Origin of the sequence: Bacillus sp. SRB_8 (genome assembly GCF_003264205.1) — a bacterium.
GTDB lineage: Bacteria > Bacillota > Bacilli > Bacillales > Bacillaceae_G > Bacillus_A > Bacillus_A mycoides.
The window spans coordinates 18,702-41,882 of record NZ_NADT01000070.1 but is presented as its reverse complement, the minus strand read 5'-3'; the positions used below and the strand labels follow the sequence as shown (position 1 = coordinate 41,882).

The 23,181-nt window shown below is 33.9% G+C and carries 29 protein-coding genes and 3 pseudogenes; 23 read left to right on the top strand and 9 right to left on the bottom strand.

Annotated features, from left to right (window positions below):
* Position 1 precedes the first annotated feature (1 nt).
* Positions 2-385 carry a hypothetical protein gene (locus tag B5P40_RS31070; RefSeq protein ID WP_002191405.1) on the bottom strand — a complete coding sequence of 128 codons (384 nt, stop codon included), beginning with the start codon at positions 383-385 and terminating at the stop codon, positions 2-4.
* Positions 386-548: 163 nt separating this feature from the next.
* Between B5P40_RS31070 and B5P40_RS31065 the strand changes: the two genes are divergently transcribed.
* Both B5P40_RS31065 and B5P40_RS31055 read left to right on the top strand, forming a co-directional pair.
* Positions 549-2,879: a glycoside hydrolase gene (locus tag B5P40_RS31065; RefSeq protein ID WP_002187103.1), complete on the top strand. Its 2,331-nt coding sequence runs from the start codon at positions 549-551 to the stop codon at positions 2,877-2,879.
* A gap of 681 nt (positions 2,880-3,560) precedes the next feature.
* On the top strand, positions 3,561-5,171 hold the full coding sequence (locus tag B5P40_RS31055; protein WP_113710472.1) for an S-layer homology domain-containing protein: 1,611 nt from the start codon (positions 3,561-3,563) through the stop codon (positions 5,169-5,171).
* A 377-nt stretch (positions 5,172-5,548) separates the two neighbouring features.
* Here B5P40_RS31055 and B5P40_RS31050 read toward each other — a convergent pair.
* Positions 5,549-6,224 (bottom strand): annotated as a pseudogene (locus B5P40_RS31050) (IS6 family transposase).
* Positions 6,225-6,750: 526 nt separating this feature from the next.
* Here B5P40_RS31050 and B5P40_RS31045 point away from each other — a divergent pair.
* Together B5P40_RS31045 and B5P40_RS31040 are read left to right on the top strand one after the other, a co-directional pair.
* Entirely contained in the window at positions 6,751-6,945 is a 195-nt protein-coding gene (locus B5P40_RS31045; protein ID WP_002187109.1) for a MerR family transcriptional regulator, read from the top strand.
* Between the two features lie 2 nt (positions 6,946-6,947).
* Positions 6,948-7,313, top strand: coding sequence for a hypothetical protein (locus tag B5P40_RS31040; RefSeq protein ID WP_002191412.1), 366 nt, complete (start codon positions 6,948-6,950; stop codon positions 7,311-7,313).
* Between the two features lie 1,557 nt (positions 7,314-8,870).
* On the opposite strand, the gene B5P40_RS31035 is transcribed toward B5P40_RS31040, so the two are convergent.
* Positions 8,871-9,230, bottom strand: coding sequence for a hypothetical protein (locus tag B5P40_RS31035; RefSeq protein ID WP_002187112.1), 360 nt, complete (start codon positions 9,228-9,230; stop codon positions 8,871-8,873).
* A 381-nt stretch (positions 9,231-9,611) separates the two neighbouring features.
* Here B5P40_RS31035 and B5P40_RS31030 point away from each other — a divergent pair, with 381 nt between their 5' ends.
* From B5P40_RS31030 to B5P40_RS30985, 10 genes are all read left to right on the top strand, one after another.
* Positions 9,612-9,872, top strand: a complete 261-nt coding sequence (locus B5P40_RS31030) for a hypothetical protein (RefSeq protein WP_002191413.1) — start codon at positions 9,612-9,614, stop codon at positions 9,870-9,872.
* A 38-nt stretch (positions 9,873-9,910) separates the two neighbouring features.
* Positions 9,911-10,087 carry a hypothetical protein gene (locus tag B5P40_RS31025; RefSeq protein ID WP_002187114.1) on the top strand — a complete coding sequence of 59 codons (177 nt, stop codon included), beginning with the start codon at positions 9,911-9,913 and terminating at the stop codon, positions 10,085-10,087.
* 2 nt (positions 10,088-10,089) lie between these two features.
* Positions 10,090-10,719: a Holliday junction resolvase RecU gene (locus B5P40_RS31020; protein ID WP_002191414.1), complete on the top strand. Its 630-nt coding sequence runs from the start codon at positions 10,090-10,092 to the stop codon at positions 10,717-10,719.
* 137 nt (positions 10,720-10,856) lie between these two features.
* Positions 10,857-11,228, top strand: a complete 372-nt coding sequence (locus tag B5P40_RS31015; protein ID WP_002191415.1) for an ArpU family phage packaging/lysis transcriptional regulator — start codon at positions 10,857-10,859, stop codon at positions 11,226-11,228.
* 843 nt (positions 11,229-12,071) lie between these two features.
* Entirely contained in the window at positions 12,072-12,350 is a 279-nt protein-coding gene (locus B5P40_RS31010) for a hypothetical protein (RefSeq protein WP_002187120.1), read from the top strand.
* A gap of 364 nt (positions 12,351-12,714) precedes the next feature.
* Positions 12,715-12,906: a hypothetical protein gene (locus B5P40_RS31005; RefSeq protein WP_002191417.1), complete on the top strand. Its 192-nt coding sequence runs from the start codon at positions 12,715-12,717 to the stop codon at positions 12,904-12,906.
* A gap of 238 nt (positions 12,907-13,144) precedes the next feature.
* The gene (locus tag B5P40_RS31000; protein ID WP_071748230.1) at positions 13,145-13,339 is read left to right on the top strand and encodes a hypothetical protein; all 195 of its coding nucleotides are present in this window, start codon (positions 13,145-13,147) and stop codon (positions 13,337-13,339) included.
* 308 nt (positions 13,340-13,647) lie between these two features.
* A complete protein-coding gene (locus B5P40_RS30995; RefSeq protein ID WP_078177486.1) occupies positions 13,648-14,223 on the top strand; it encodes a recombinase family protein in 576 nt (191 codons plus the stop codon).
* Entirely contained in the window at positions 14,223-14,645 is a 423-nt protein-coding gene (locus B5P40_RS30990) for an HNH endonuclease signature motif containing protein (protein ID WP_078177485.1), read from the top strand. The genes B5P40_RS30995 and B5P40_RS30990 overlap by 1 nt, the downstream gene beginning before the upstream one ends.
* A gap of 122 nt (positions 14,646-14,767) precedes the next feature.
* Positions 14,768-15,064 (top strand): hypothetical protein, encoded by a 297-nt coding sequence (locus tag B5P40_RS30985; RefSeq protein ID WP_002078426.1) that lies wholly within the window; start codon positions 14,768-14,770, stop codon positions 15,062-15,064.
* A 70-nt stretch (positions 15,065-15,134) separates the two neighbouring features.
* Here B5P40_RS30985 and B5P40_RS30980 read toward each other — a convergent pair whose 3' ends face one another.
* Together B5P40_RS30980 and B5P40_RS33895 are read right to left on the bottom strand one after the other, a co-directional pair.
* Positions 15,135-15,350, bottom strand: a complete 216-nt coding sequence (locus tag B5P40_RS30980) for a hypothetical protein (RefSeq protein WP_002187260.1) — start codon at positions 15,348-15,350, stop codon at positions 15,135-15,137.
* 12 nt (positions 15,351-15,362) lie between these two features.
* On the bottom strand, positions 15,363-15,566 hold the full coding sequence (locus B5P40_RS33895; RefSeq protein ID WP_002191422.1) for a hypothetical protein: 204 nt from the start codon (positions 15,564-15,566) through the stop codon (positions 15,363-15,365).
* Between the two features lie 83 nt (positions 15,567-15,649).
* Between B5P40_RS33895 and B5P40_RS30970 the strand changes: the two genes are divergently transcribed.
* From B5P40_RS30970 to B5P40_RS30955, 4 genes are read left to right on the top strand one after another with little or no spacing between them, the layout of a single operon-like run.
* Entirely contained in the window at positions 15,650-15,763 is a 114-nt protein-coding gene (locus B5P40_RS30970; RefSeq protein WP_078177489.1) for an XkdX family protein, read from the top strand.
* Positions 15,764-15,817: 54 nt separating this feature from the next.
* Positions 15,818-16,099 (top strand): hypothetical protein, encoded by a 282-nt coding sequence (locus tag B5P40_RS30965; protein WP_002191423.1) that lies wholly within the window; start codon positions 15,818-15,820, stop codon positions 16,097-16,099.
* A gap of 2 nt (positions 16,100-16,101) precedes the next feature.
* Positions 16,102-16,326 (top strand): hypothetical protein, encoded by a 225-nt coding sequence (locus tag B5P40_RS30960; RefSeq protein WP_002191424.1) that lies wholly within the window; start codon positions 16,102-16,104, stop codon positions 16,324-16,326.
* Positions 16,326-17,129, top strand: coding sequence for a GH25 family lysozyme (locus tag B5P40_RS30955; RefSeq protein WP_078177483.1), 804 nt, complete (start codon positions 16,326-16,328; stop codon positions 17,127-17,129). The genes B5P40_RS30960 and B5P40_RS30955 overlap by 1 nt, the downstream gene beginning before the upstream one ends.
* Positions 17,130-17,380: 251 nt before the next feature.
* Here B5P40_RS30955 and B5P40_RS30950 read toward each other — a convergent pair whose 3' ends face one another.
* Complete coding sequence (locus tag B5P40_RS30950) at positions 17,381-17,722, bottom strand: YolD-like family protein (protein ID WP_002187255.1); 342 nt, start codon at positions 17,720-17,722, stop codon at positions 17,381-17,383.
* A 172-nt stretch (positions 17,723-17,894) separates the two neighbouring features.
* Between B5P40_RS30950 and B5P40_RS33890 the strand changes: the two are divergent.
* A pseudogene (locus B5P40_RS33890) lies at positions 17,895-18,118 on the top strand (N-acetylmuramoyl-L-alanine amidase); the annotation flags it as partial.
* Between the two features lie 47 nt (positions 18,119-18,165).
* Here the strand turns inward: B5P40_RS33890 and B5P40_RS30940 are convergent.
* Together B5P40_RS30940 and B5P40_RS30935 are read right to left on the bottom strand one after the other, a co-directional pair.
* A pseudogene (locus tag B5P40_RS30940) lies at positions 18,166-18,489 on the bottom strand (YxiF family protein); the annotation flags it as partial.
* A gap of 159 nt (positions 18,490-18,648) precedes the next feature.
* On the bottom strand, positions 18,649-18,765 hold the full coding sequence (locus B5P40_RS30935) for a hypothetical protein (protein ID WP_002191427.1): 117 nt from the start codon (positions 18,763-18,765) through the stop codon (positions 18,649-18,651).
* Positions 18,766-19,111: 346 nt separating this feature from the next.
* Between B5P40_RS30935 and B5P40_RS30930 the strand changes: the two genes are divergently transcribed.
* The 3 genes from B5P40_RS30930 to B5P40_RS30920 all read left to right on the top strand — a co-directional run bounded on the left by B5P40_RS30930 (position 19,112) and on the right by B5P40_RS30920 (position 21,376).
* A complete protein-coding gene (locus tag B5P40_RS30930) occupies positions 19,112-19,738 on the top strand; it encodes a hypothetical protein (RefSeq protein WP_002193441.1) in 627 nt (208 codons plus the stop codon).
* Positions 19,739-19,773: 35 nt separating this feature from the next.
* On the top strand, positions 19,774-20,709 hold the full coding sequence (locus B5P40_RS30925; RefSeq protein ID WP_002191429.1) for a DUF3994 domain-containing protein: 936 nt from the start codon (positions 19,774-19,776) through the stop codon (positions 20,707-20,709).
* A 277-nt stretch (positions 20,710-20,986) separates the two neighbouring features.
* A complete protein-coding gene (locus B5P40_RS30920) occupies positions 20,987-21,376 on the top strand; it encodes a hypothetical protein (protein ID WP_002187147.1) in 390 nt (129 codons plus the stop codon).
* A gap of 570 nt (positions 21,377-21,946) precedes the next feature.
* Here B5P40_RS30920 and B5P40_RS30915 read toward each other — a convergent pair.
* Complete coding sequence (locus B5P40_RS30915) at positions 21,947-22,132, bottom strand: hypothetical protein (protein ID WP_002187150.1); 186 nt, start codon at positions 22,130-22,132, stop codon at positions 21,947-21,949.
* A 91-nt stretch (positions 22,133-22,223) separates the two neighbouring features.
* Between B5P40_RS30915 and B5P40_RS30910 the strand changes: the two genes are divergently transcribed.
* Positions 22,224-22,931 carry an IS6 family transposase gene (locus B5P40_RS30910; RefSeq protein WP_113710471.1) on the top strand — a complete coding sequence of 236 codons (708 nt, stop codon included), beginning with the start codon at positions 22,224-22,226 and terminating at the stop codon, positions 22,929-22,931.
* Positions 22,932-23,181: the final 250 nt, after the last annotated feature.

Genomic DNA, 23,181 nt, shown 5'->3' with positions numbered 1-23,181 from the left:
CCTAAGTATTTGCACCAGAACCATATTTACTTTTGTGGGAGTTCGAAGATTTACAATAAAAGATATTATATGAATAGGAGTACAGCGAATTTATTGAAATATTAGGCGACAGAACAGATAAAATTTCTAGGTAAAATACGTGGATTAATAAAAGAGCTAACTTTACTCTTGATAGGGTAAAATTGGCTCTTTTTATCGTGGCTTGCTTAGCGTGGATTTTTTCCGAAATGCTGGCGGTACCTCTTTTAGAATTCCAAAAATCCATTTTGGAACCTGCACTTTTGTATGTCTCAGCTTTCACATTCATTTCTTGTATCCCTAAGCTCATCATGCCTATTAATGCGACTATCGGTATGATTTTTTCATAAATTCCCCTTCTTTCCATGATAGTTTCCTATTATAAAATAAATCACTGTTGTTACAGAAATGTGACAATTTCAAATAGGGGCACGGCAAGAATTCGTTTTTTTTGAGCCACTCACCATTTTGTCACATTCCTGTCACAATGTATTTGTAGGATAGAAATACAAAAAAGGAGGTTTATAAGTATGAATAAAAAAATGAACAAGCTAGTCATTCCAATTTTGATGAGTTCAATGTGTCTTACATTACCATCCCTGAGTTATGCGCAACAAAAGGATTTTACAACAAAGGGACAAAGCGTGGTTTCTCAATACAAAAATTTCACTTTTGATGTGAATCCTGAAACGGGTGAAATTTTTGTGGAAAAAGATGGTGTAAGAGAAAGTGCTTCCTTACCACTATCGAAGAAAAAAATAACAAATCTAATAAAAAAAGATGATTGTATATCATGGAGTTATCCAGATGACCAAATAGATGTGAAGATTGAAAAGAAAGAGTCTTATTTAAATATTAAGTTAAAATCTACTAAGTCTGAAGGAGCTAATGAATTTACATGGCCTAAAGTAAGTGCGGACAGCTATACGTTACCATTATGGGAAGGAAAAAATATACCTAGCAATGATCCAAACTGGAAAGAATATTTAAAAGATCAAGAGATGTCATTCATAGAAAGTTTTTCTATGAGATTCTTTGCATTGAATAAATCTAATTATTCCATTATGTATATAGCTGAAAAAATGTATAACGATAATATTCATTTCACTGCTGATTCCGATATACAGTTTAGTTTTACACATCAATATCCTTCTATTAATAAGAATAAAGAATATGGATTCAGATTGTATCTAACTGATAAAAACCCTGTCTCGATGGCAAATATTTATAAAAATTATATAAAAGAACAGGGAGAATTTAAGACACTAGAAGAAAAAGCAAAAACAAATCCGAACATTAAAAAATTATATGGTGCTCCTCATATTTATTTTTGGGACCACAGTGGGATTTCAGTAGAAAATATCAAGTGGGATAAATTCACACAAAAAATGGATGAGCCATTTACAAATTGGATGGCACAGTTGTTACAAGAAAATACGGAAGATGGCTCAAAAGATTTTGAAACTGTTATGCAAGATATAAAGAATCAAAAAGCTATCGATAAAAGCCAGCAAAAAGTAATAGTTAATGCGATAAATCAGGTATTAATATTAGAACAACTTTATAATAAAGATATTTTCAGTAATCCAGATACTGGAATGGATGAATTGTTGAAAAAAGGAATCCAAAACTTAAGTGAACAAGAATTATATACACTGAACAAAGGATTAATTAAGAGTAAGTTAACAGAGGCAGTGGATGAAGTAAGTAGATGGGAACAGAAAGAAACAACAGATGTTTTAGTTGATATGAAGAAATCGAATGTTAAAAAAGCATGGATAGGTTTACCTAATTGGGCTAATGGATTAATGAATCCCAAAATGGTAGAAGAAGCAAATAGAATGGGGTATTTAATCGGTCCTTATGATTCATACCACTCGATTCATGAAGTGGGAAGTAGAGAGTGGAATACAGCTTCTTTTAAAGATAAAACTTTATATGAAAACGCTACAATATCGAATGAAAAAGGAGAAAAAGTAGGAGGATTCTTAGGAAAAGGAAGAAAGTTAAATCCAACTTTATCCTTACCTAGTGTGCAAGAACGTGTAGGTGATATTTTACAAAATAATATACCGTTTAATTCTTGGTTTGTCGATTGTGATGCTACAGGTGAAATTTATGATGATTATTCTCCAAATCACATTACTACTCAGGAGCAAGATGTAAAAGCAAGACTGCAAAGAATGAAATATATTAGCGAAGAAAAACATATGGTAGTCGGATCAGAAGGTGGGAATGACTTTGCTAGTAATATAATTGCCTTTGCGCATGGAATAGAAACGCCTGGGATTTGGCCCGACTCTGATATGAGAGATAAAAAGAACCCATATTATGTAGGCGGATATAAATCCACTTCACCAGATGGTGCTATTCCAGAACTGAATGGAAAAACCATACCTATTAAGCCTATTTATAAAAATATTTATAATAATCCTGTATATTCAATTCCGTTATATAAACTTGTATATAATGATTCAATTATTACGACTCACCAATGGTCATGGGGAAGTTTTAGAATTAAGGATGAGATAGGAAATAGAATGTTATCTGAAATGTTGTATAATGTACCACCTTTATATCATATTGATAAAAATGAATGGGAGAAAAGTAAATCCATCATTACCTCTTATTTGAAAGTATGGTCTCCATTTCATGAGAAAGCCGTAACAAAACCAATGACTAATTTTGAAGTATTGTCTGAAGATCGGCAAGTTCAAAGTACGACATTTGGAAATGACATGAAAGTGATTGTGAATTTCTCAAACCAAGATTTCACATATGACAATGAGAATATAAAAGCAAAAACAGCTATAGTATATGATGGGAAGAAAAAGAGTATATTAGAAGTTCCAAAGTACTAAGATACATGACATGGTTTTTGCTGTGAAATAAGGTCGTACTATTTTGAATAAAATTTAACTGTTTGCAAAAAAAGTTGCACCGTTTTGCGTCATTAGATAAAGCTGTCACGGTAAAACCCCTGAGTTTTGATCAAGCTTTATTCCAAACCAACACAAAAAATGGCTTCTGTGTTTTGAAGTCCCTTTTTATTTGTAATCAGGATTTTTGAAAGGTTTTTGAATTTCATAGAAATCAAACGGGATATAAAGTAAATGTTATAGTTTTGTATATTAAAGGTTATTTATGTTATTTAAACTATATTTTTACGAAGGTACTAGAGGGAGTGCCATCATGTATAGTGTGGTTGAAACTGCAAAAGAGAACAATTTAAGTCCTTATCATTCTCTTCGATATTTGTTTGAAACACTCCCCAATATCAATTTAAACAATTATGAAGAGAGATCTGTGTTGGATTCTCTTTTCATTGGTCTTAGTTATGGGGGAACCCTAGTGTTGTGTTATAACCCTGAAATATTGACATATCTAGGCGGACCTATAGATTTCAGTTAATTATATGAAATGAAAAATCAAGTCGTTATTTTGGGGATTCAAACTACCATTATTTAAACTATTATTCACACTAAAAGAAGTACAAGGAGGAAGGTATACCTATTAAAATAGTGAGATATACCAAATTATAAATGAATATTAAATTTAACAAAAAAGTAGTAGCATTAACAGCAGGCTTAACGGTATTATCTTCACCATTGGCATCATTTGCAGAGGAACAACAATCAGTAAACAATAAGCAACCTACAAGCGTCCAGGAACAAAGTAAAACAGACCAACTTCAAACATCAGATGAACAGGCTTTAAAAAGTATTGAAGCTAGTTTTGAAGGGGTAGACGGACGTGGTGGAGGTACTATCGATAATAAGAAAGCAGACAGTCTTCAACGTTCAGAAGGTATTCATGAAGAAACGGGTACATTAACTGTTCCAAGCAATTCGAACAGAACAAAACGTAGTCTATCTCCTGCATCACCTAGCATCTCTAGTACAATAAACGGTGTTCCATTCACTGAATGGATTGTTCCAGCAGGTAACGATAATATTCGTCCTCAAAACTACATGAGTCCAAAGTACATTACAATTCATGAGACTGATAATACAAGTGTAGGAGCAGGTGCTAAAAACCATGCTCAATACCTATATAACCAAGCAGTAGGGAACACAAACCGAGTTGCATCATGGCATTTTACAGTAGACGATAAAGAGATTTATCAACACTTACCATTAAACGAAAACGGGTGGCACGCAGGAGATGGTGATGGTCCAGGTAATAGACAATCTATTGCAATTGAAATCGCAGTTAACAGAGACGGTAACTACAGTAAAGCAGTAGATAATGCTAAGAAACTTGTAGCTTATTTAATGAAAGAAACTGGTGTACCGTTAAATAATATCGTAAAACACCAAAGATGGAGTGGTAAAAACTGTCCTGCTAACATGATTAACAATGGACAATGGGATTCATTCGTAAATGGTGTTAAGGGGAATTATAATAACCTTTCTCAACCAACAGACGATATTACAGGGGGGGGGTATGAGTCAGCTATTCGAGAATTAAATAGAAGGGGTATTATGGTAGGGGAAGGAAACGGAATTTTCGCACCTAACAGAGCAGTAACAAGAGCCGAATTTGCCCAATTAATCTCTAAGTCTCTAAACTTGCCAGCCGGAGATGCATCATTTAAAGACTTAAATGATGCAAACCCAACTCTACGAGATGGTATTAAACGAACTGCAAGTGCAGGTATCATTGCAGGTAGAGGAGACGGTTCTTTTGACCCAAACACACCTATTACAAGAGAAGAATCAGCAATCATTGTAAACAGGGCTTTACAGTATAAAGGTCTATGGGGGCCAGTTGCAAACTTACCATTCGTAGATAAGGAACAAATTAACTATAAAGAAGACGTACAAAGATTGTATGGCTTAGGTATTGTAAAAGGTAAAGAAGACAATCAATACGATCCTAAAGGAACAACAACCCGTGGTGAAACAGCATCGTTCATTCTAAACATGCTTCTAGTAATTGAAACTGGTAGTGTTCAAAATGTAATTGGAACGGCTGAAATCAATGGTATTGGAGTAAATATTCGAAGTGGAGCAGGTTCAAACTACTCTATTGTTAGAAAGGCAAGTAAAGGCGAAAAAGTTACAGTATATGAAGAAAAGAACGGTTGGTTAAGAATGGGAACAGGTCAGTGGGTTTATTATGACTCTAGTTATATCAACTATAACAGATGATAAAAAACTAAAGTCTTTAAAGCATCTACATATAGACTTTCGAAAAAAAGAAACAATCTTGCTTATCATTGACGTTACATGAGCTTAGTTTGATGGGCATGAGGGTATAACATTCTCTGCAATACAAAATAAAAGGGGAAACTATTCAATTAGTTTTTCCTTTTTATTTTGTCAAACAAATGGGTTCTGGTGCAAACACTCCAAAACGCTTGTAAGTAACCACCTAAACTTGGATATATTGATACTAGTACTCTAAAGAAGGATGTGATTGGTATGGAAAAGCAAAATCTATTCAAGTGCAAACATTATTAACGGTTCTGGTGCAAATACTTAGGAAAGATATAAAGATGCGAAAAGTTTCCTAGTGAAATCTAGTCTTAAGCAGCAATCCCAAATAGTTGATGGATGAACTTCACTTGTCCAATAAAACAAGTTGCCCTTTTTTCACCATAGGCATAGCTTCTATTCCAGAAAGAATGGATGTAGCTGTGCGAAAGGATTTCAATCCTAACATCGAACGAACCCGCTTTTTAATAAACCGATGATCTTGTTCCACTATGTTATTGAGATATTTCACTTGCCTTAGTTGGATGCCTAATGGCATCTTTTTTTCTTTTCTCAATTCTTCAACTGCTATAGGATAAGCTGGATTCTTATCTACTGTCACGACACGAGGCTCAGAAATATGAAAAGACTGCAAAGCTTTCTTGAAGAATCGCTTAGCAGCCTTGTGGTTTCTTGCTTTTCTTAGGTAAATTTCGAATCGACAGCACGATACAGCTACATCCATTGACTTTTCACTTTGATATATGTTTCATCGACTCTCCAAGAGTCATTGGTTTGCTTGAGATGACGACGGATTCTTTTGTCTAATTCAGGACCATACTGATGAACCCAACGCATAATCGTTGTATGAGCAACGAATAAGCCCCGTTCCTCCATCATTTCCACCAAATCACGAAAGCTCAAGTTGTACCGTAGGTACCATCTTGCTGTTTGCAAAATAATATCATGATGATAATGTTTCCACTTGAATAAATTTCGCTTTTCCATACTGATCATGCCCCTTTTTTAGAGTAATAGTATCAGTATGTCCAAGATTTAGAGATTACCTGCAATTATTTTGAAGTTTTCGCACCTCCTTAAATTATAGTGTTCTTATATTTTACTACATTTGTATTTTGAAATGTAAGAAAACGAAAAAAGAGAGTTTTTAACAAAATAGTTATTTAAAAACAAGAAGCCCTAGAGTTAGGGCTCTAGGGCTTCTTGTTTTGGTATTCTCACATGGTTCTTTAAAAAGAATAGAACATATTAAAGATAATATATGAATGTTTCATAAATGTATCAAAAAAGTGAACAAAATTGCTATTGCAGAAGAAGCAGAAATGAAGTTTCTAATACGTAAGTACGTGAAAGGTATTATTTCCAGTGAATAAAATGCGCATGGGGCACCTAATCATTATTTTATCAGAGGAAAAGAATATGTTATGAACTCGGTTGAATGAAAAAATGAAAATTTTACTTTTAGAGTGAAACTAAACAAAAACGCTATTTTATTAGAAAAGGAGAATGAACAATGAACTTAAAGGAGTACGTCGTTTATAAAGGTGAATCATTGCTATGTATCGGGACCATAAAGGAATGCGCTGATTATATGGGCGTACTTCCTGCAACAGTTCGTTTTTATACAAGACCAGCGTATCAAAGGAGAATATCGAATCGAAAGAATGCTAGAAATTATATAACTGTTACGGAACTTGAGGAGGATTAATGATGAAAGAAAACAGCGTGAAATTAAACAATATTACAGCTTGGATGATCTTTAACGTTTTTACAATGGACGATTCATTTATTGAAGAGATCGAGGTATCTTGTGGTGAAGATATCGAAAGCTTTATGAAAATGTATTTGAATGAACATTGGAATGAGCTATTTGAAACGAAATCATATTTAAGGGATATATGTGATGCCTCATTTCAAGGCATTCAATTAAAGGCCAGTGATGAAAAAGAACAACATGTATGTTGCGTAGATTTATTGAATGGAGCGCGACATTCTAGTGTAGTAATTGATATGAAAGCTTTAGGAGACGTTAACGCAGATAAGATTAAAAAAATCAGAGAGATTATAAACTCTTAATAAAAATTTCATTTTGTAGAAAAAAAAAACCTAGTTTCCTAGGGTAATGGTATAACAGCTCAATATATTTTATTCTTTTAAATTTTAACGTAATATTACGTTAAAAACATCAGGTAAATGTAACCAATTGCAGAAAATAAGAGCAGCTAGCAAAAGCTAACTGCTCCCTGCAAGGAGATACAGAGAAAACTACTTTAAATGAATTTTGGCTAACAGCCTATCTACAGTATTGACGGAATAATTGATAATTAAACGGAGGATGTTTTAAATAGTTTTATTTTAATTTAGGGTTGATTTCAAAAGAGTGACATACCAACAAAATACAAAATTATTACAAGGGAAATTGTTATGAAAATAACTAAAAAAATCATTTTCATCAGTAAACCTCCTTTATGAAGAATATTAATATTTATCCAGAATTTTAACAAAATAATCCTTTGCGCGACACGTTTCCTTATAAGTGTGTAAACACGAAATGGGAGGGTCATCAATTTGATAACAACAACTGATTGACTGAAAGTAGGAATGAAAGCTGTCAGGTTGAGCTGAAACTACTTATCTAATACTCCTACATGCAAGGCGTGATAGTAGTCACAAATTGTATGAAGCTAGGTGAAGTCGGCTGAACAAAACCTAAGTGAGAAATCATATGGTAATGGATAGGTCGGGATGCTACAAAACATCTATGATGAGAATGTCTAAAATAACGGACTGGCGAACTTGCGAATATACGGGTCTAAATTATTAATACATAAGAAATATGTATGTCGTCAATGACGATGTTATCTACCGAAAAGTAAGATTAAAGGATATGAAATTCGGAACATCTAACGATGATGATGTAAAGATAACAGGCTTACAGCAAGCACCTAAGGATATATGTATAGCTAGGTCAATCGGAACGTGGTAAGCAAGAAACTGTCACCAACGCCTACTAGCGGACAGATGCATATAAGGTTCTAACGAACCGAAATTGCTTCATTCTTGTGAAGGTAGGGAAACAGTACCGACGAAACATGTAACGAATGTGGAGGGATAGTCCCTAGTCTTGTTCTTTGAAAACTAAATTAACTAGATGTAACTCACAGGATCGAGTAAGATGATGGGACTTTTCGTAAGAAAGGGGAATTAATACGTTGGTGAGTACAACATTGTTTGTAATCTAGTTGCTTTAGTATAGCAGAATAAGATGGGGCGCTGTATGCGATGAAAGTAGCACGTACAGTGTTAAGCGGGGGAAAAGATGGAGATAACTTCAAAGTCTTACCTATCGCAACTGCACAAGAATTTTTACGATTATACACAAAAACAGCAGGCAACTGATTAAGTTGCCCGCCATGTTCTTGCACGGCACGGAGGAGCGCTTTCCGTTTTGAAAGAGTGCAGCCGGGGAAAGGTCGGCTTAGAGATAGTATGTGCGATATAAAAAAGATTATTCGAAAAAGGAAATTGGATACTTAAAATCTTAACAAAATAGTTATTTAATGGGATGTTGATAATAAGCGATTATCATTAAATTGCTCATTGATTAATGATAATTGCTTATATATCGAAAAGCTATTTAGCTATTAGAAATATAGTTTCATCAGCCTTGGAAAACCCATACAACTTTCTTCCGAACTGTAAAATACCTTCTTCACTCTCTGTTAAAGTTTTAATATCATTTTCAAGATAGTGTCCAACGTTCTTTAAATAAGATAATTTTTGTTTTTCATTATTAAGTATAATTTGTTTTTTCTTAATCATTTGCTCCTGCTTATAAAGGGAGATTTGGGCGGAAATAACAATAGGTAGCATAAAAGCTAGCGCTAGTAAAAGACGACGTCTTAGTTTTTTATTCGTTTGTTGGTGATTGTTAGAATTAATTTGGTTTTTTAGGGATGATTGTTGTGATGGTAATTTTGGGATGCTTCCCATTTTAATGCCTCCATTACTAATTATAAATTTAAAATGTTTAAAAGGATTATATTATGCTAAATGGGTAATTTTGAACCTATTTTGGTAAAGATAGGTTTTGTAAAATTTAAATAACATCCTTATTTGAATGTAAAAAAGCCCTCACATAAACGTAAGGACTTTTCTAAAATGAAAGTTTTGGTTTTCGATTATCATTATATACCATAAATGAAGTATATTGAAGTGAAATTTTAACAAAAACGCTATTTTGTACACACAAAAAAGGAACGCTTGACCAAGGCGCTCCTAACCGCTAATAAATACCCAGTCTCATTAAAATTTATGTTGTTTTTATCTAATTATGATTATAAAAATTTCATTTTGTAGAAAAGGGGAATGGATATGGGCCTGAATTTAGAAGGTGTTAAATACTTTATACAAACAGCTGAAGGAGAAAGTGTGGAAATACAGGGTGGTATTCAAGAAATCGATATTTCTTCTGATGAAACAGTTGAATCTGGTTTTGATTTTAGTAGAGAAATAAGTGTTCCTTGCACATTTGAAGAGCCCCAAAATATAAAAGAGCTGCAAGATATAGGTTTTACACGACAACAAGCATGGAATATTCATTTTCGTAAGGGTGAGAGTTGGAAAGAAAACTAAACAAAATAATCATTTTAATAGAAAGCGAGGTTGGCAGAGTGGAAGATAAAGTAAAGCTATTAGGTGCAGACGGAATGTGCGGAATGGAGTTTACAGGAAATAAGGTTAATGTTTATAACGATGCAGGATACGTAATGGAAAGTATGACAACAAGGGAGCATGTTCAGGAAGTTATTGATTTTCTTGAAGGCTGCAAGAAAGAAATGGAGGAATAAAAATGGGACAAGGTAACCGTGGAATGGCTTTTGAAAAGCTTATCAATCTATCGAATGAAATGTATCAAAGAGGGAGAGTGGCGCTTATAAACAAGCGTCCGACTCCTGTAAAGGTATTAAAGATGGTTTATGGCCGTGTGAAAGATGGTTATTACGAATCTAAAAGTACAGTAGACTATGACGGCGTGTATAAAGGACGAGCTATAGCGTTTGAGGCGAAGTCTACAAATGAGATAAATAGATTTGATTTAAAAAACATTGCGCGGCACCAATTGGATTATCTAGAGAAAGCAGAGAAGATGGGAGCGATTTGTTTCTTCCTTATTGGATTTAGCAAGGACAAGTCAGTATTTCTGGTACCACTATCAGTCATTCAAGCTTATGTAAGGATGTCGCAGCAGCCAAAAGGTAAGAAGTCGATACCGAGAGCAGACTTTGATATTTACGGGTACCTGGCAGATCAGACAGAAAGAGCGCCAGTTGATTACTTACAATACATTGATGAGCAAGGATTCACACCGGTAATAGATAGCATGATTCAATTTGATCAGGACCATAAAAAGGTAGCGAATGACATTGAAGCAGCGAAAGAGAAAATGAACAACAAGAAACGTAAATTATTAAAGGCTTAATGGATAGCGGAACGATGGAGAGTAGATGGTGGGGCTACTTACTAACCGTCGTTCCCTTATTCAACAATGAGATATTAAAATTTCACGTACCTTATGTGATGTTAAAATTACAAATTCAGAAATAGGGGGATTCCTTCATGGAGAGACAATTAACTTTATTACCAGCTATCGATGATAAGAAAGTACAAAAGGAAGTAGGGAGCGTATTAAAGGAATACAGAGCACTCAAGATGCGATTCAGTAATGAAGTGGAGCAGGAAGGAATCAGTTTATTCCCTGAGTTACGTGATTCAAGGAATACAAGTAACTGGAAGGTGCAGCAGGTAGAGAAGGCGCTTAACAACTTATTAGATGAAGACGAGCGTAAAATCGTTGAGCGTAAGTTTCTGACAAACGAGAGAGTAAAGGATTCAGACGTTTATCATGATCTACTACTCAAGAAGACATATTTCTATGAGAAGAAGCAGAGTGCGGTTAAATTGATTGCTACAGCATTAGGGATAATCTAAAAACCGCGAACAAAATGCGAACTTTTTGGGGGACTAAATAAAAACGTGAAAATTATAAGCTATTTCCATAAACAGTTCTTTGAAAAGAGAATACGTTTTGGGGATAGCGTTCCCATTATAATAACGTTACTCGGTGACGCGGAGGCTAGAGGGAATAAGAGCTTCCCGAAATTATTTATATTTATCATTCAGCTCGGGATGCGTCCTCTGGGTTGATAATAAATATAAGTCTATTTCTCTAATATGTCGTTTCTTGAAAATGGAATGGGGGTGGTTGCTCATGATTGAGTGACACTTGCGTTCTAAAATTCTAAAAATGTATGCGTAATCTCGTTCATTAGTAATTACTCACAATTCTTATTAATGACCAAAATGAGAGCAGAGAGCTTTCGCTCTTTGTTTGAGCCAATACAGCGGAAACATTCCCCTTCCGTCCCTCTAGTGTATTGGTTCAGACAAGGCGTCGGAAGAAATATATACGTCTTGATATTAATCCTTTATAATTCGATATTGGTCTGCAAAGGTGAAAATGACATTAAGTAGCCGAAGTATTGAGCCGACTCTACGGAGTATAAACGAGAAGATTCTTAGTCTTCTCCCAGTCACCGAACTAACCAAATGTGAAGCGTGTAGCTAATATATAGTGTTGCGGTGACTTGGAGAAGGTTGAGAGTTATCTTGACCTTTGAAGAGGAATTTTTGCCATTTGTTTTTTTATTTCTCTCTATTAAATATGTGAACTATGGGGAGTTTTATAAAACATAACTTTTGAATTATGTAATAAAAGTATATATAATTATACTGATGTCAATATATTAACTGGTTAAAAATGGGGAAAGATAAATGAAGATTAAATTTGATGTAGTTAAAGATGAAAATTTTGATTTTACTTTATTAGAAACAAAATTGCTGAAAACTTTTAAAGAAGTAGATAATGTAGCAATAATTGAAAAGGTTGAAGATAAAATTTTTGAAAAAGATGATGTGCAAACCCATTTAGCGGAGATTACTATTAATGTTACAGGAAATAATATTGGATATAGATCAGCTTCAGCTAGTATATTCATTGTTCTAGAAAGTCTATCAATAGAGCTATTCAATATTAATATTAGTATACATTAAGCATCCAAAATGGGTGCTTTTTTCTTTGTTATATATAAATTACACATTAAACCAGTGAACATTCTAATAAGACAAGCATATGATGAATTCGTGGGACGAGTTATCATATGAGGTGAAACTTGGGGCGCCATACTTATTTGTTGAAGGGTACCTAATGACGGGTACTCTTTTTATTTTGCACCTTTTAATAAGGACAAGCATATATTGGAGTATGGGGTTGCCCCACTTCATATATTTGAGCACCTATCGATTATGGGTGCTCTTTTATTTTGTATAAAATTAACACTTGGATTAAAGGATATCTATATAAATTGGTAGAATCTAGTTGTTTGGTTCACATCTTAATCCAAGGGGTACAAATTCGATGCGAAGTGAAAAGGATTTGTTGAAACAATGGAAGGCGGATTTGCAAGCTGTTCAAGAAGAGAAAAGGCTGAAGAAGAAGGCTAAGAAAAAGAATAAAAGATATAGCATGCCTGGTAATACAGCTGACTCCATGAATGGAAAGGATACTTATCGTAAAGAGAATGGGGTATGGAAGCAAAGAAATAAATAATGTGAGGATAAATGTGTTTGATTAAGTGTATAGCAATTATCGTAGGCGCTGCCGTAATCTGGCTGGCGTCTTGTTTGTTGTTAAGAGATGATAAGGGGTGAAATAGACTTGCAATTTGAAGATTAGATAATAATATTATTACTTTAAAATGCAGAAAGTAGACTAATAAACAAGCTGTTTTTAACTTTTAATCATAGAATATGAGGAATTCTATTGTTAAGAGGAGGTAATCATATTTATGGGATGTAATTGTAATTTCAGACATTGCAGAGATTGTAATAGATTTTGGGATGATTTAATGTTTTGCAGACGCAGACATAGAGATTGTGATGACCGTCGTTGTAGACGTGACCGCGACTGTGATTGTGATGAATGTCGTCGCAGACGTAATCATGATCGTGACTGTGATTGTGATAAGCGTAAGGATTGGTAAAGTCCTTTGAATGAGTGTGCTTCTTTACAGCACTCTTTTTTTTATTTATAGGTTTTCTAAATTGCTACTTACTAAATATGAAGAATATAGTTGCGATTCGGTTTAAGGTCTAACAAAACAAACGAACACAACGAACGAAAATAGAGGTGAAGAATGTCCGGTTCTTCTGTCTAAAAGTTGACCCTTTTGTACAATTAAAATTTATAGGGTAAAAACTTTGTAAACAGATAGTTGTTAATGTCTAAAAGATAGTCTAAAATAAAAGTATATAATTCTTAAGACTTTTAGACTATTTTGAGGTGATTTGGATGGCTATCGTTGGTTATGCAAGGGTAAGTAAAAAAGATCAAAACTTAGATGCACAAATTGAAAGGTTAACAGAATATAGATGTGACAAAATATATTCTGAAAAGTACAGTGGAGCTAATAGTGATCGGGAAGAATTGCAAAAGGCACTAGAGTATATGAGAGAAGGAGATAAATTTGTTGTTTGTAAAATAGATCGTTTGGCCAGATCAATATTTGATTTGCATAAGATTGTAAATCAATTAGCTGATCGAGGAATAGCGGTGGTGTTTCTTAAAGAACAAATTGATTTTTCAACACCTGCAGGTAAATTGATGTTTACTATGTTAGGGGCTATTGCTGAGTTTGAAAGAGATTTAATCAATGAAAGAACAGCTGAAGGTCGAGAAAGGGCTAAAGCGATGGGTAAACATATGGGACGTAAAGGGCAGGATGAAAAGCAAGTTAAACAAGCCATGAACTTATTTTTAAATAGGAAGGAAAATGGTTTGAGTGTAAATGATATTTCAAAAATGACAGGTGTTCCGCGTTCTACTATTTATGCGAAAGCGAAAGAATTAAAAGGGGAGGAATTATGATGGAGGAATATGAACAGCTTCGGCAGAAATTCCGAAATATAAGTAAGCAATACTGGAAGCGGACTAAGAAACCTAAAATGTGCGAAAAATGCTTTTCAAAAACAGATGTTCATCTGCATCATAAAATCCCGTTAAAAACAGGTGGGACAAATGATTATGATAACCTTATTCCTCTATGTGAAGAATGTCATTGGGAATTTCATAGACACTTTGAAGCTGTAAAATCACATGAATATTTCATGGGAACGCCTAAATATACAGAACTGATAGGGTTATGGGAAGTGGTGAATGATCCATTAGTGGATTCATTATTTATGAAAGAGTTTAAGGAACTTGTTTATAAGGGATTGGATTTAAAAAGAGATGTACAAAAATCATTTAATGAAGAAGAAATAGAAGCGAATAAAGAAGAATTAAAGTAGCGAATCCGCTGCTTTTTATTTTATAAAATAAATTGTATCTGAGTCGAAATAAAAATAGGGGTTTGCCTTAAACATTTAATTTCAATCAAGAATATGAGTATAGAAACAGGATGATTTTTGTAATGGTGGAGGGGATTGTTGTGGACATAACTCAAAGTGTGGCAAGAATAGTGGTTAATGGGAAAGACCTTCCGTTCACTTCAGTTCAAACCTCTGCATGGAATCATGGACCTGTAAATGATTTAATCGTTTCGACGAATCAGAGAGTGAATGAGCTGTATCAATTCATGTGGTCACAAGTACCAGTTACGATTTCGGTGTATTTTCTTCAAGGGGCGGACTTAATGAGATTCGCTAGGATTGCTGGAATTAATGAACGTGTAACGGGAGAATATATATATCATTTCATTTGGGGATAAGAAGAATTCAAAGTAGCTTAACAGCTGCTTTTTTATTTTGCATAGAAAAAGGAACCTACAATGGCTCCTTTTACAACGCTATCTTGTACCTATTGATTTGTCGCTTAACATCCATAAAAGCTAACAATGCTCCTATAGCACAAAGCCCTTTAAACCAAAGGAACTCGGAAGAAAATAGTCCGCCAAAGAAATCGACTGAGTGTACAAAACAAGTAATACCAAATAACCAAAGCATGAACTTTAATTCTTTTGAGGAATATTTATAGTTTTTAAATCTTTCCCACATATGTATCAACTCCTATTGTCCTGATGTTCTGTAGTTTTTCTTTATGATATCTCGCATATTTAAGACAAAGAATAGAAGGAAAATCAAGGCTATGATACCGTTAACCCAGTAGTATGTATGTCCTGTTGTGAATCCAGTATAGAAAGAAAGGGAATTCCAAACTAAAAGGATTGTTGAACAGATAGTAGAGATCAATAATGAACTAAAAATTCTCATGATTTTCACCTCGATTCAAATTTTTATATAATTATACATTTAAATGAATGGATTTACAAGAAGAATTACCATAAGGAGGAGTTATAACGAGTTTCTTCCTATCAAATGAAGATGTAGCGGTATTTGTAAGAAGAGGGAAAATTACGCTGGAGCAATATGAATTGATTACTGGTGTAACATATCAACCAGCAGAATAAGCATCTTCAAAGCGTGCGAAATGTAGGCTTTTTTATTTTGAAAGGAGCGAAAAAATGACAATTGAACTTGGTTTATTAATTGCATTGCTATCTCTTGCAATTAGTTATTTTGGGTATTCATTAAATAAAACAAGGTCCATTAAATTGGATGGCCAACAAAGTGCAGAAACGAACGCGAAATTAGAGTACATCAGCAAAGGCGTTGATGATATTCGTATTGATATAAAGGCGAATGAAAAACAGATGATTGTACTTGGTGAACGTATTACAAGGGTAGAAGAAAGTTCTAAACAAGCTCATAAAAGATTGGATACTTTAGAAAAGGAGGCAAATTAAAGATGCCACTTACAAAAGAAAATATTTTAAAACGTTTGCGCAATTGGAAAACATGGGTTGCGCTCTTTTCATGTCTTGGATTGATTTTATCAGTGTTCGGGGTAACTGGATTTGAAGGTAATTTAGAAAAGGTGCAGCAAGCTGTTTATTTATTTGGTATTGCACTAGGCATTTGGACAAGTCATGGAGATGACGCTGATCAAAATGAAAAAGGAGATGTTCAATAATGGGACACATTGTAGATATTTCAAAATGGAATGATAATATTAATTGGGATGTAGCAGCACCGCAAATTGAATTAGCTATTTGTCGTGTACAATACGGTTCGAAATTAGTAGATCATTTATATAATGAGCATGTATCGAAACTAGAGCAATACGGTATTCCACATGCGGCATATGCTTATGGATGTTTTGTATCAGTAGCTGATGCAATTGTGGAAGACGATATAATAAAGTCAATGAAAAGCAAAGGTAACCTTAATGATTTAGCAAAAGCATCACCAGCTTTCATTGATACATGTAAAGCTGCAGGTTGGAAAGTAGGATTTTATGTAGCTCATCACATGTACGGTGACTATAATTTACAAAGTGTACAAGCTGATTTTATTTGGTTACCGCGCTATGGAACAAATGATGGCCGTCCACAAAAGAAACCCTCTTATCCTTGTGATATCTGGCAATATACCGATAATGGTTATATTGATGGTATTGGGAAAGTGGATATTAATTTATTGCAAGGTGACAAAACATTAGATTGGTATACAGGAGAGAAACACTTAGAACAATCTGTTTCTAACGGTGGTTATCAATACGTTAAGTCTGGCGGATTTGGTACTAATTTGCTATACGAAGCGATTCAAGCTATGGTTGAACGAGGAACGAAAGGTAGAATTATTACTGATCCATTTACAGGGTTATGCAATATCGAAACCGAAGTTTTACCTAATACAGAATTAGATAAAATTACTTGGTGGATGGATACTCGACCTGAAGGTAAATGGTTTTACGAATATATCAAAGTGAAGTAATAGTTGAAGCCGTCCTTAATTGGGCGGCTTTAACTATTATCTAAATGATTCCTTAGCTTTCTCTATTAAGTTCTGTTCCTCTTTTGTATTTGTAAATTCGATAACCATAACAGACAGTCCAAAACATAAACAAACAGCCTTTATCTTGCTAACTCTCACAAGAACTTACAATTTTTCTCTATCTGTATTTAACCTAGAATACAAGATTCTTTCATTTTTATTCCCGGATATATTTGAAAAATTGTATGTTTTTATCTCAAATCAATTATATCTATAAATTTAAGGAAAATTCTGTTATAAGATGCATCAGTGCAAGTTATTAAATTCTTTATCGGATTTATGTCAGTTACAGTCACAGATCTAGTAAGCAAATGACCATCTCTATAATAAGTAATCAATATCTTCTCTTCAGAAAGAAATGAACATAATAACTTGTTTTCAATAATTTCTTGTTCGTCTTGGGTTAATGTAGGGCACTCTACTTTTGTTTGTTTTTTAACAATCTTACCAATACCGATGAATTTATTCGGTATCGAAGCGAATGGAGTCCGCTTAACCATTCCTATTCCTTTTGGCATATGTGTATAGTTCATGCTGTATATCCCCCTAATTACTAGTAATCAATGCATCATTATATCATATTTTAAATATATTGGGATTATTTATGTAATTATAAAATAAGTTTTTAGAGGTTTTGGCTCCATATAAAGTTAAACCAATTTAACTAAGCATGATTTATATATATAATAGGAGAAATTACTGTGGAGTCCCTTTGTAGGTAAGCATGTTGTTGCTAAGGTTAATAATCTACGTTTCAATAATACCCTTCTTGGCAAGACAAAGATGTTGCTGGCTCTGTAGATATAGGATTAGGATTCATGATTGATGCGAAAGTAAGTGTCAATGGCTCACCACAATATAAAGTACACAATAGCAAAGGTAAAACATACTATGTAACAGCAAATGAAGCCTATGTGTATGTGAAATAGTAGACAAAACCACCTATCAAAAAGGTGGTTTTGTCTATTTTCATAATTTAGATTTTCGTTAATCCCCACATACTGAATTCATAATGATATTCCGTTCTCTCAATACATACGCCGAATTCTAAATCATCACCAACTAATACAAAATCCGCATACCCAGTTAGAAATCTTGATATGGTTGATAACTCTTCTAAATTATCAAATACTTCAGCAATGTTCAGCTTAACTGCTTCAAATTTACCACCCTTAGAGAAAAAGAGTCTCCCTTGATTAACTGGAAATTTAATGGCTTTAGCTGTTTCTTTTAACAGTGTTATTGATAGTCTTCCATTTTCTTCATAATCAGTGCTACCAAAAATTTTAATGGATTCACTTTACCTTATGTTTTTACGTATTAATTGAGCAGGTCCTTTTGAAAATAAAGAAAAGACACCCTAAGGTGCCTTCCTCCGACTAGAACCACTTTAATTTTAATAATATGTATTGGACTCCCATTCAACTATTATTTTATTGTATCTTTCTCGTTCTTGGCATTATTGTTCTTCTGCTTTCTTCGTTTCTTTTTTTGTTTTGACTTCTGTTTCTTCTGTACCGCAAGCGACTAACCCTAAAGTTAGCACCCCGGCAATAAGTAGGTTAATTTTCTTCATTATTGATCCGCCTCTTCACCTTTGTTTTGTTGTAATAACGATGAATCGATGTTCACGACTCAACCTTCGTTTGTAATTTGTTCGTTAGAAAATGAACAATTGATCGTATTAGAAAAGGTTTAAAAATAAAACTTTTCTTTTCATCTAATAAATTTACCTTTAAAGACTACATAAATACCTTTGACCATATTTGTAATTATTTGTAAAATGATATATATAGAAAGATTATGAATATACAGGTAATCTATGGATAGTAGTTTCTAAGAAATTATTCGGGGAAAATTTCTTAGTTAAGTATATTAACTTGTTTGCACTAAATTTTACAAATAAAGGGGTATTAGGAATCATGAAAGCAAAGAAATTAGTAAGTTTAGCGTTACCAGTTATGTTATTGAGTGGTTGTATTACAATTGAAACTGATGGTAAGAAAGCTGAACCAAAGAAAGAAGAAACGCAAAAGATAGAAAAAGAGAGTAAGTCAACTGATAGCAAGAAAGAGGATAGCTTATCTATAGCGAAAGGTGAAGATAAGGAGACAAGTAAGTCAAGTACTTCTAACTCTACTAGTTCTTCCAACTCTTCTAGTAAGGTAACTGGTTCAGAAGTTGACAAATACAAGCAAGATATTTTAGACAATGCAAATAAAATAGACGAAACACTACGATTGATTGAGGACTCAGCAAAATCAGACATTAAATCAGTAAGCTTAAAGAAGAGTGAAATACAACTTGTAACAGGTGGGTCACAAGCATATGTAAGAAAAATAAAGTATCTTGAACCACCAACTGAACTGAAAGCAGAGCATGACAAGATAAAAGAATCAATGGACTTATACTATGATGCATTCCAACTCCTTTCAGATGCAGTAGGTGAAGAGAGTGAAAGTAAACTGAAAGAATCAATTACAAAGTCACATCAAGGTGCAAAGTTATTCGAAGAAGCAACAAAGAGTATTGCAAGTAAAACAAACTAATAATTAAAATTCATTCAGAATAAGGGGTATGATGTATGAGAGCGAAGAAACTAGTAACATTAGCAGTACCGTTCATGTTGTTAGTAGGTTGTGGAACTGATAAAACAGAAGCAAAGCCGAAAGAGAAAGTAGAGTCTAAAGAAGAGACGAAGGAGAAGTTGTCAAAAGAGAAGTACCCAACACGTATGACGAATTTATCTTCTGAGTTAGTACAGAAAATTACGGTTATAACTGAGTTAGCAATGGATAAAGACAAAGATGAAAAGTCTTTAGTAAAAGAGATAGTGAAAGAAGAGTCTGAGGTACAGAAAAGTATTGCTAAGTTTAAGAAAATAGAACCGCCAAAAGAGTTTGAAGACTCACATAAAGAAATCTTAAAAGCTGTAGATTGTTACAGTAAAGCCTATGCATTACAAGTTGAAATTATAAAAGGCAAAGGAAAAGTTACAGATGAAGACCGAAATAAGTCTCAAAAGTCAATGGACTTAATTAAAGAAGGTAATGAGTATTGGCAAAAAGGCTATGCACCACTTCAAGACGCTCAATTAGACCAAGCAAACGCTATTGGTAAGAAAACAGGAGTACAGTTCGATAAGCCTTCAACTTCTAATTCTGATGATGACAGTGTACAAGTATCAAAAGACGGTAAGGAGTTACTAGGTGAGTGGGGTAGTTACAAAGGTTCTGAATTCCATAAAGGGTTAGACTTCCGTGAAGATAATTCATTTACTGCTTATGATGATACAGGTAAATCTTCTTATGAAGACAATCACATGACAGGAACATGGCTTTTCGATGCAGACAAGAAACAAGTCACATTGTTACCTACTGAGTTTGTAAAAGACGGTAAGAAGATAGATGCAAAGAATACAAATGCATTTGTAGAGTATAAACTTGAATTCTTACGAGCAGGTTCTCTAAAAATGACTGACAGTAAAGGCAATACAATAACAGCTGAAAGACGCAAATAATCATACAATCAAAGGAGCATATGAATATGAAAGCAAAGAAACTAATTACGTTAGCTTTTAAGCATGGTTGCTTTATTATTCTGTGATGTTTTAGGAATCAATGTGTTTTATAGTTTTTCTACGATGATAATAAATATGATTTGTTCATGCTACCTATATATTCATTATGTGAAAAGAAGGAATAGAGAAGTCCATTATGATGTTTAAAGGTAACTGGTATAAATTAGTAAAAATACTTATTAGTCGATTCTGGGAATAATGATTGTGAGGGAAAAAGATGAAATGGGGAATAGAAGCGATAAGACATACTGAATGTAGTGGTACTAATAGCGATAAGAATTTAAATTTGGGAGAGGAGTATCAAAGTACTTCATGGACATATTTATCCTTATCGTATCTTCAAGATTTTTTAGAATCATCGGGATTAAGTAGAGATACGATATTGGAACTACTCCCAATTAATTTTAAGGGAATTGTATGGGGTTTTTTGGAGAATGAGGATATTAAGTTTATACGCACGCTTCCGAGCCCAAATAGATGTTTGGAAATTCTAGAGGAATATAAACTGATGGAAGTAGCTGTTACCTATGAACCAAACATGGAATTTAAATTGCGGTGGTTAAAAGAACGCTGGGAAAAAGGATACTATGTATTTGCGAATTGTTAAGAACGTAACGTAATAAAAGTAAAGAGTGGAGAAAAAAGAGATTAAATTCATATAATAATAGGGGCCGTATTTTCCTTAGGTTTTCAAAAATACTTGGAAATAGAGGATACCCTTGCTTTTGTTAACTGCATCATCTATTGCAGAAGTGACAAGGAACGATATTTGTTTCGTTCAATTTCTTTTCAATAAAAGAGTATTAAAAAGGTTGAGAGGAAAGTCGGAATGAAGGAATTTTGGGGAATTAAAGTTATTGTTGTAAACGAACATTCTGCGGAAACAGTTAAGAATATAGCGAATTATTTATTCAAGATGGCTCAGAAATGAGTCATCTTTTTTATTTGTAAAAAATAGGCCCTAAATTCGTAACAATCTTGTGTGTGAAAATAAAAAAACATCTTTGATAAGATAGTTTTTTTACTTATTTATTGAATTAAAATATTTTTACCATGGATTCTCTCTGCAAGCATTTTGACAGAACAAGGTACTATGACCATTCCTTATGCACTGGGCGTAGCACTCTGGATCTATTGGGAAAATGGAAGAATAAATTGTTGGCTGTGAGTAGGAGTTTTACCCGTAAGCCCAAGGTGTACCATAAGATGATATAGGTGCAGATGTTGTTGGTATTGAGTGAGGGTTGTACCCGTGAAAATTAGCACTAGATGGATTCATACGACATATATCTTCACATTCAAACCTATGTCCACCTTTCATAATGCAATCCCATACACATTCTTCAAATGTTTGACGATACAAAGACAGTCACTCCTTATCTGGTTCTGGTGCAAAAAATCTATAAAACTTGGACATACTGATATTACTACTCTAGAAAAGGTATGTGATCAGTATGAAAAAGGGAAATTTGTTCAAATGGAAGCATTATCAGCCTGATATAATTTTGTTAACGGTAAGATGGTACCTATGGTATAACCCCAGTTTTCGTGATTTGGTGGAAATGATGAAGGAACGGGGCTTATCTATTTCTCATACCACGATTATGCGTTGGGTTCATCAGTATGGCCCGGAATTGGACAAACGAATTCGTCGTCACCTCAAGCAAACCAATGACTCTTGGAGAGTTGATGAAACATATATAAAAGTTAAAGGGCAATGGATGTACCTGTACCGTGCTGTTGATTCGAAAGGAAACACAATCGATTTTTGTCTAAGCAAAACAAGAGACCGAAAGGCTGCAAAGCGCTTTTGCAAGAAAGCTTTGCGGTCTTTTCATGTATCAAAGCCACGTGTGATAACAGTCGATAAGAATCCGGCTTATCCTATAGCAATTGAACTGTTGAAAAAAGAAAAAAGCATACCTGATGGTATGCAACTTAGACAACAAAAGTACTTGAATAATATAGTAGAACAAGATCATCGCTTTATAAAGAAGCGTATCCGTTCTATGCTAGGGCTCAAATCTTTTGACACAGCTATATCCATTCTTTCTGGAGTAGAAGCCATGCATATGATTAAAAAAGAACAGATTAATTTACGGAACCAGTCTATCCAAAATCAGAAAGAATTCGTCCATCAATTGTTTGGACTTGTAGCATAAGATACGATTCCGTTAGGAATATATATGCTTTATTCTCTTTTACTTTATTTTTGCACCAGAACCGTTTTATTCGATAGGATGATGTTATCTGCATTACTAATATTGATAGATAGTGACCCCTACTAGTAAGCTAAGGTTTTGAACTACCCCCTAAATGAAAACTTTCTTTCTCTACAGGTAGATATTTTGAGAAAACAGCTCATTTTTTTGTTTTGGGGTGTTTACTTTTCTTAAGTTGATGGGCATGGGG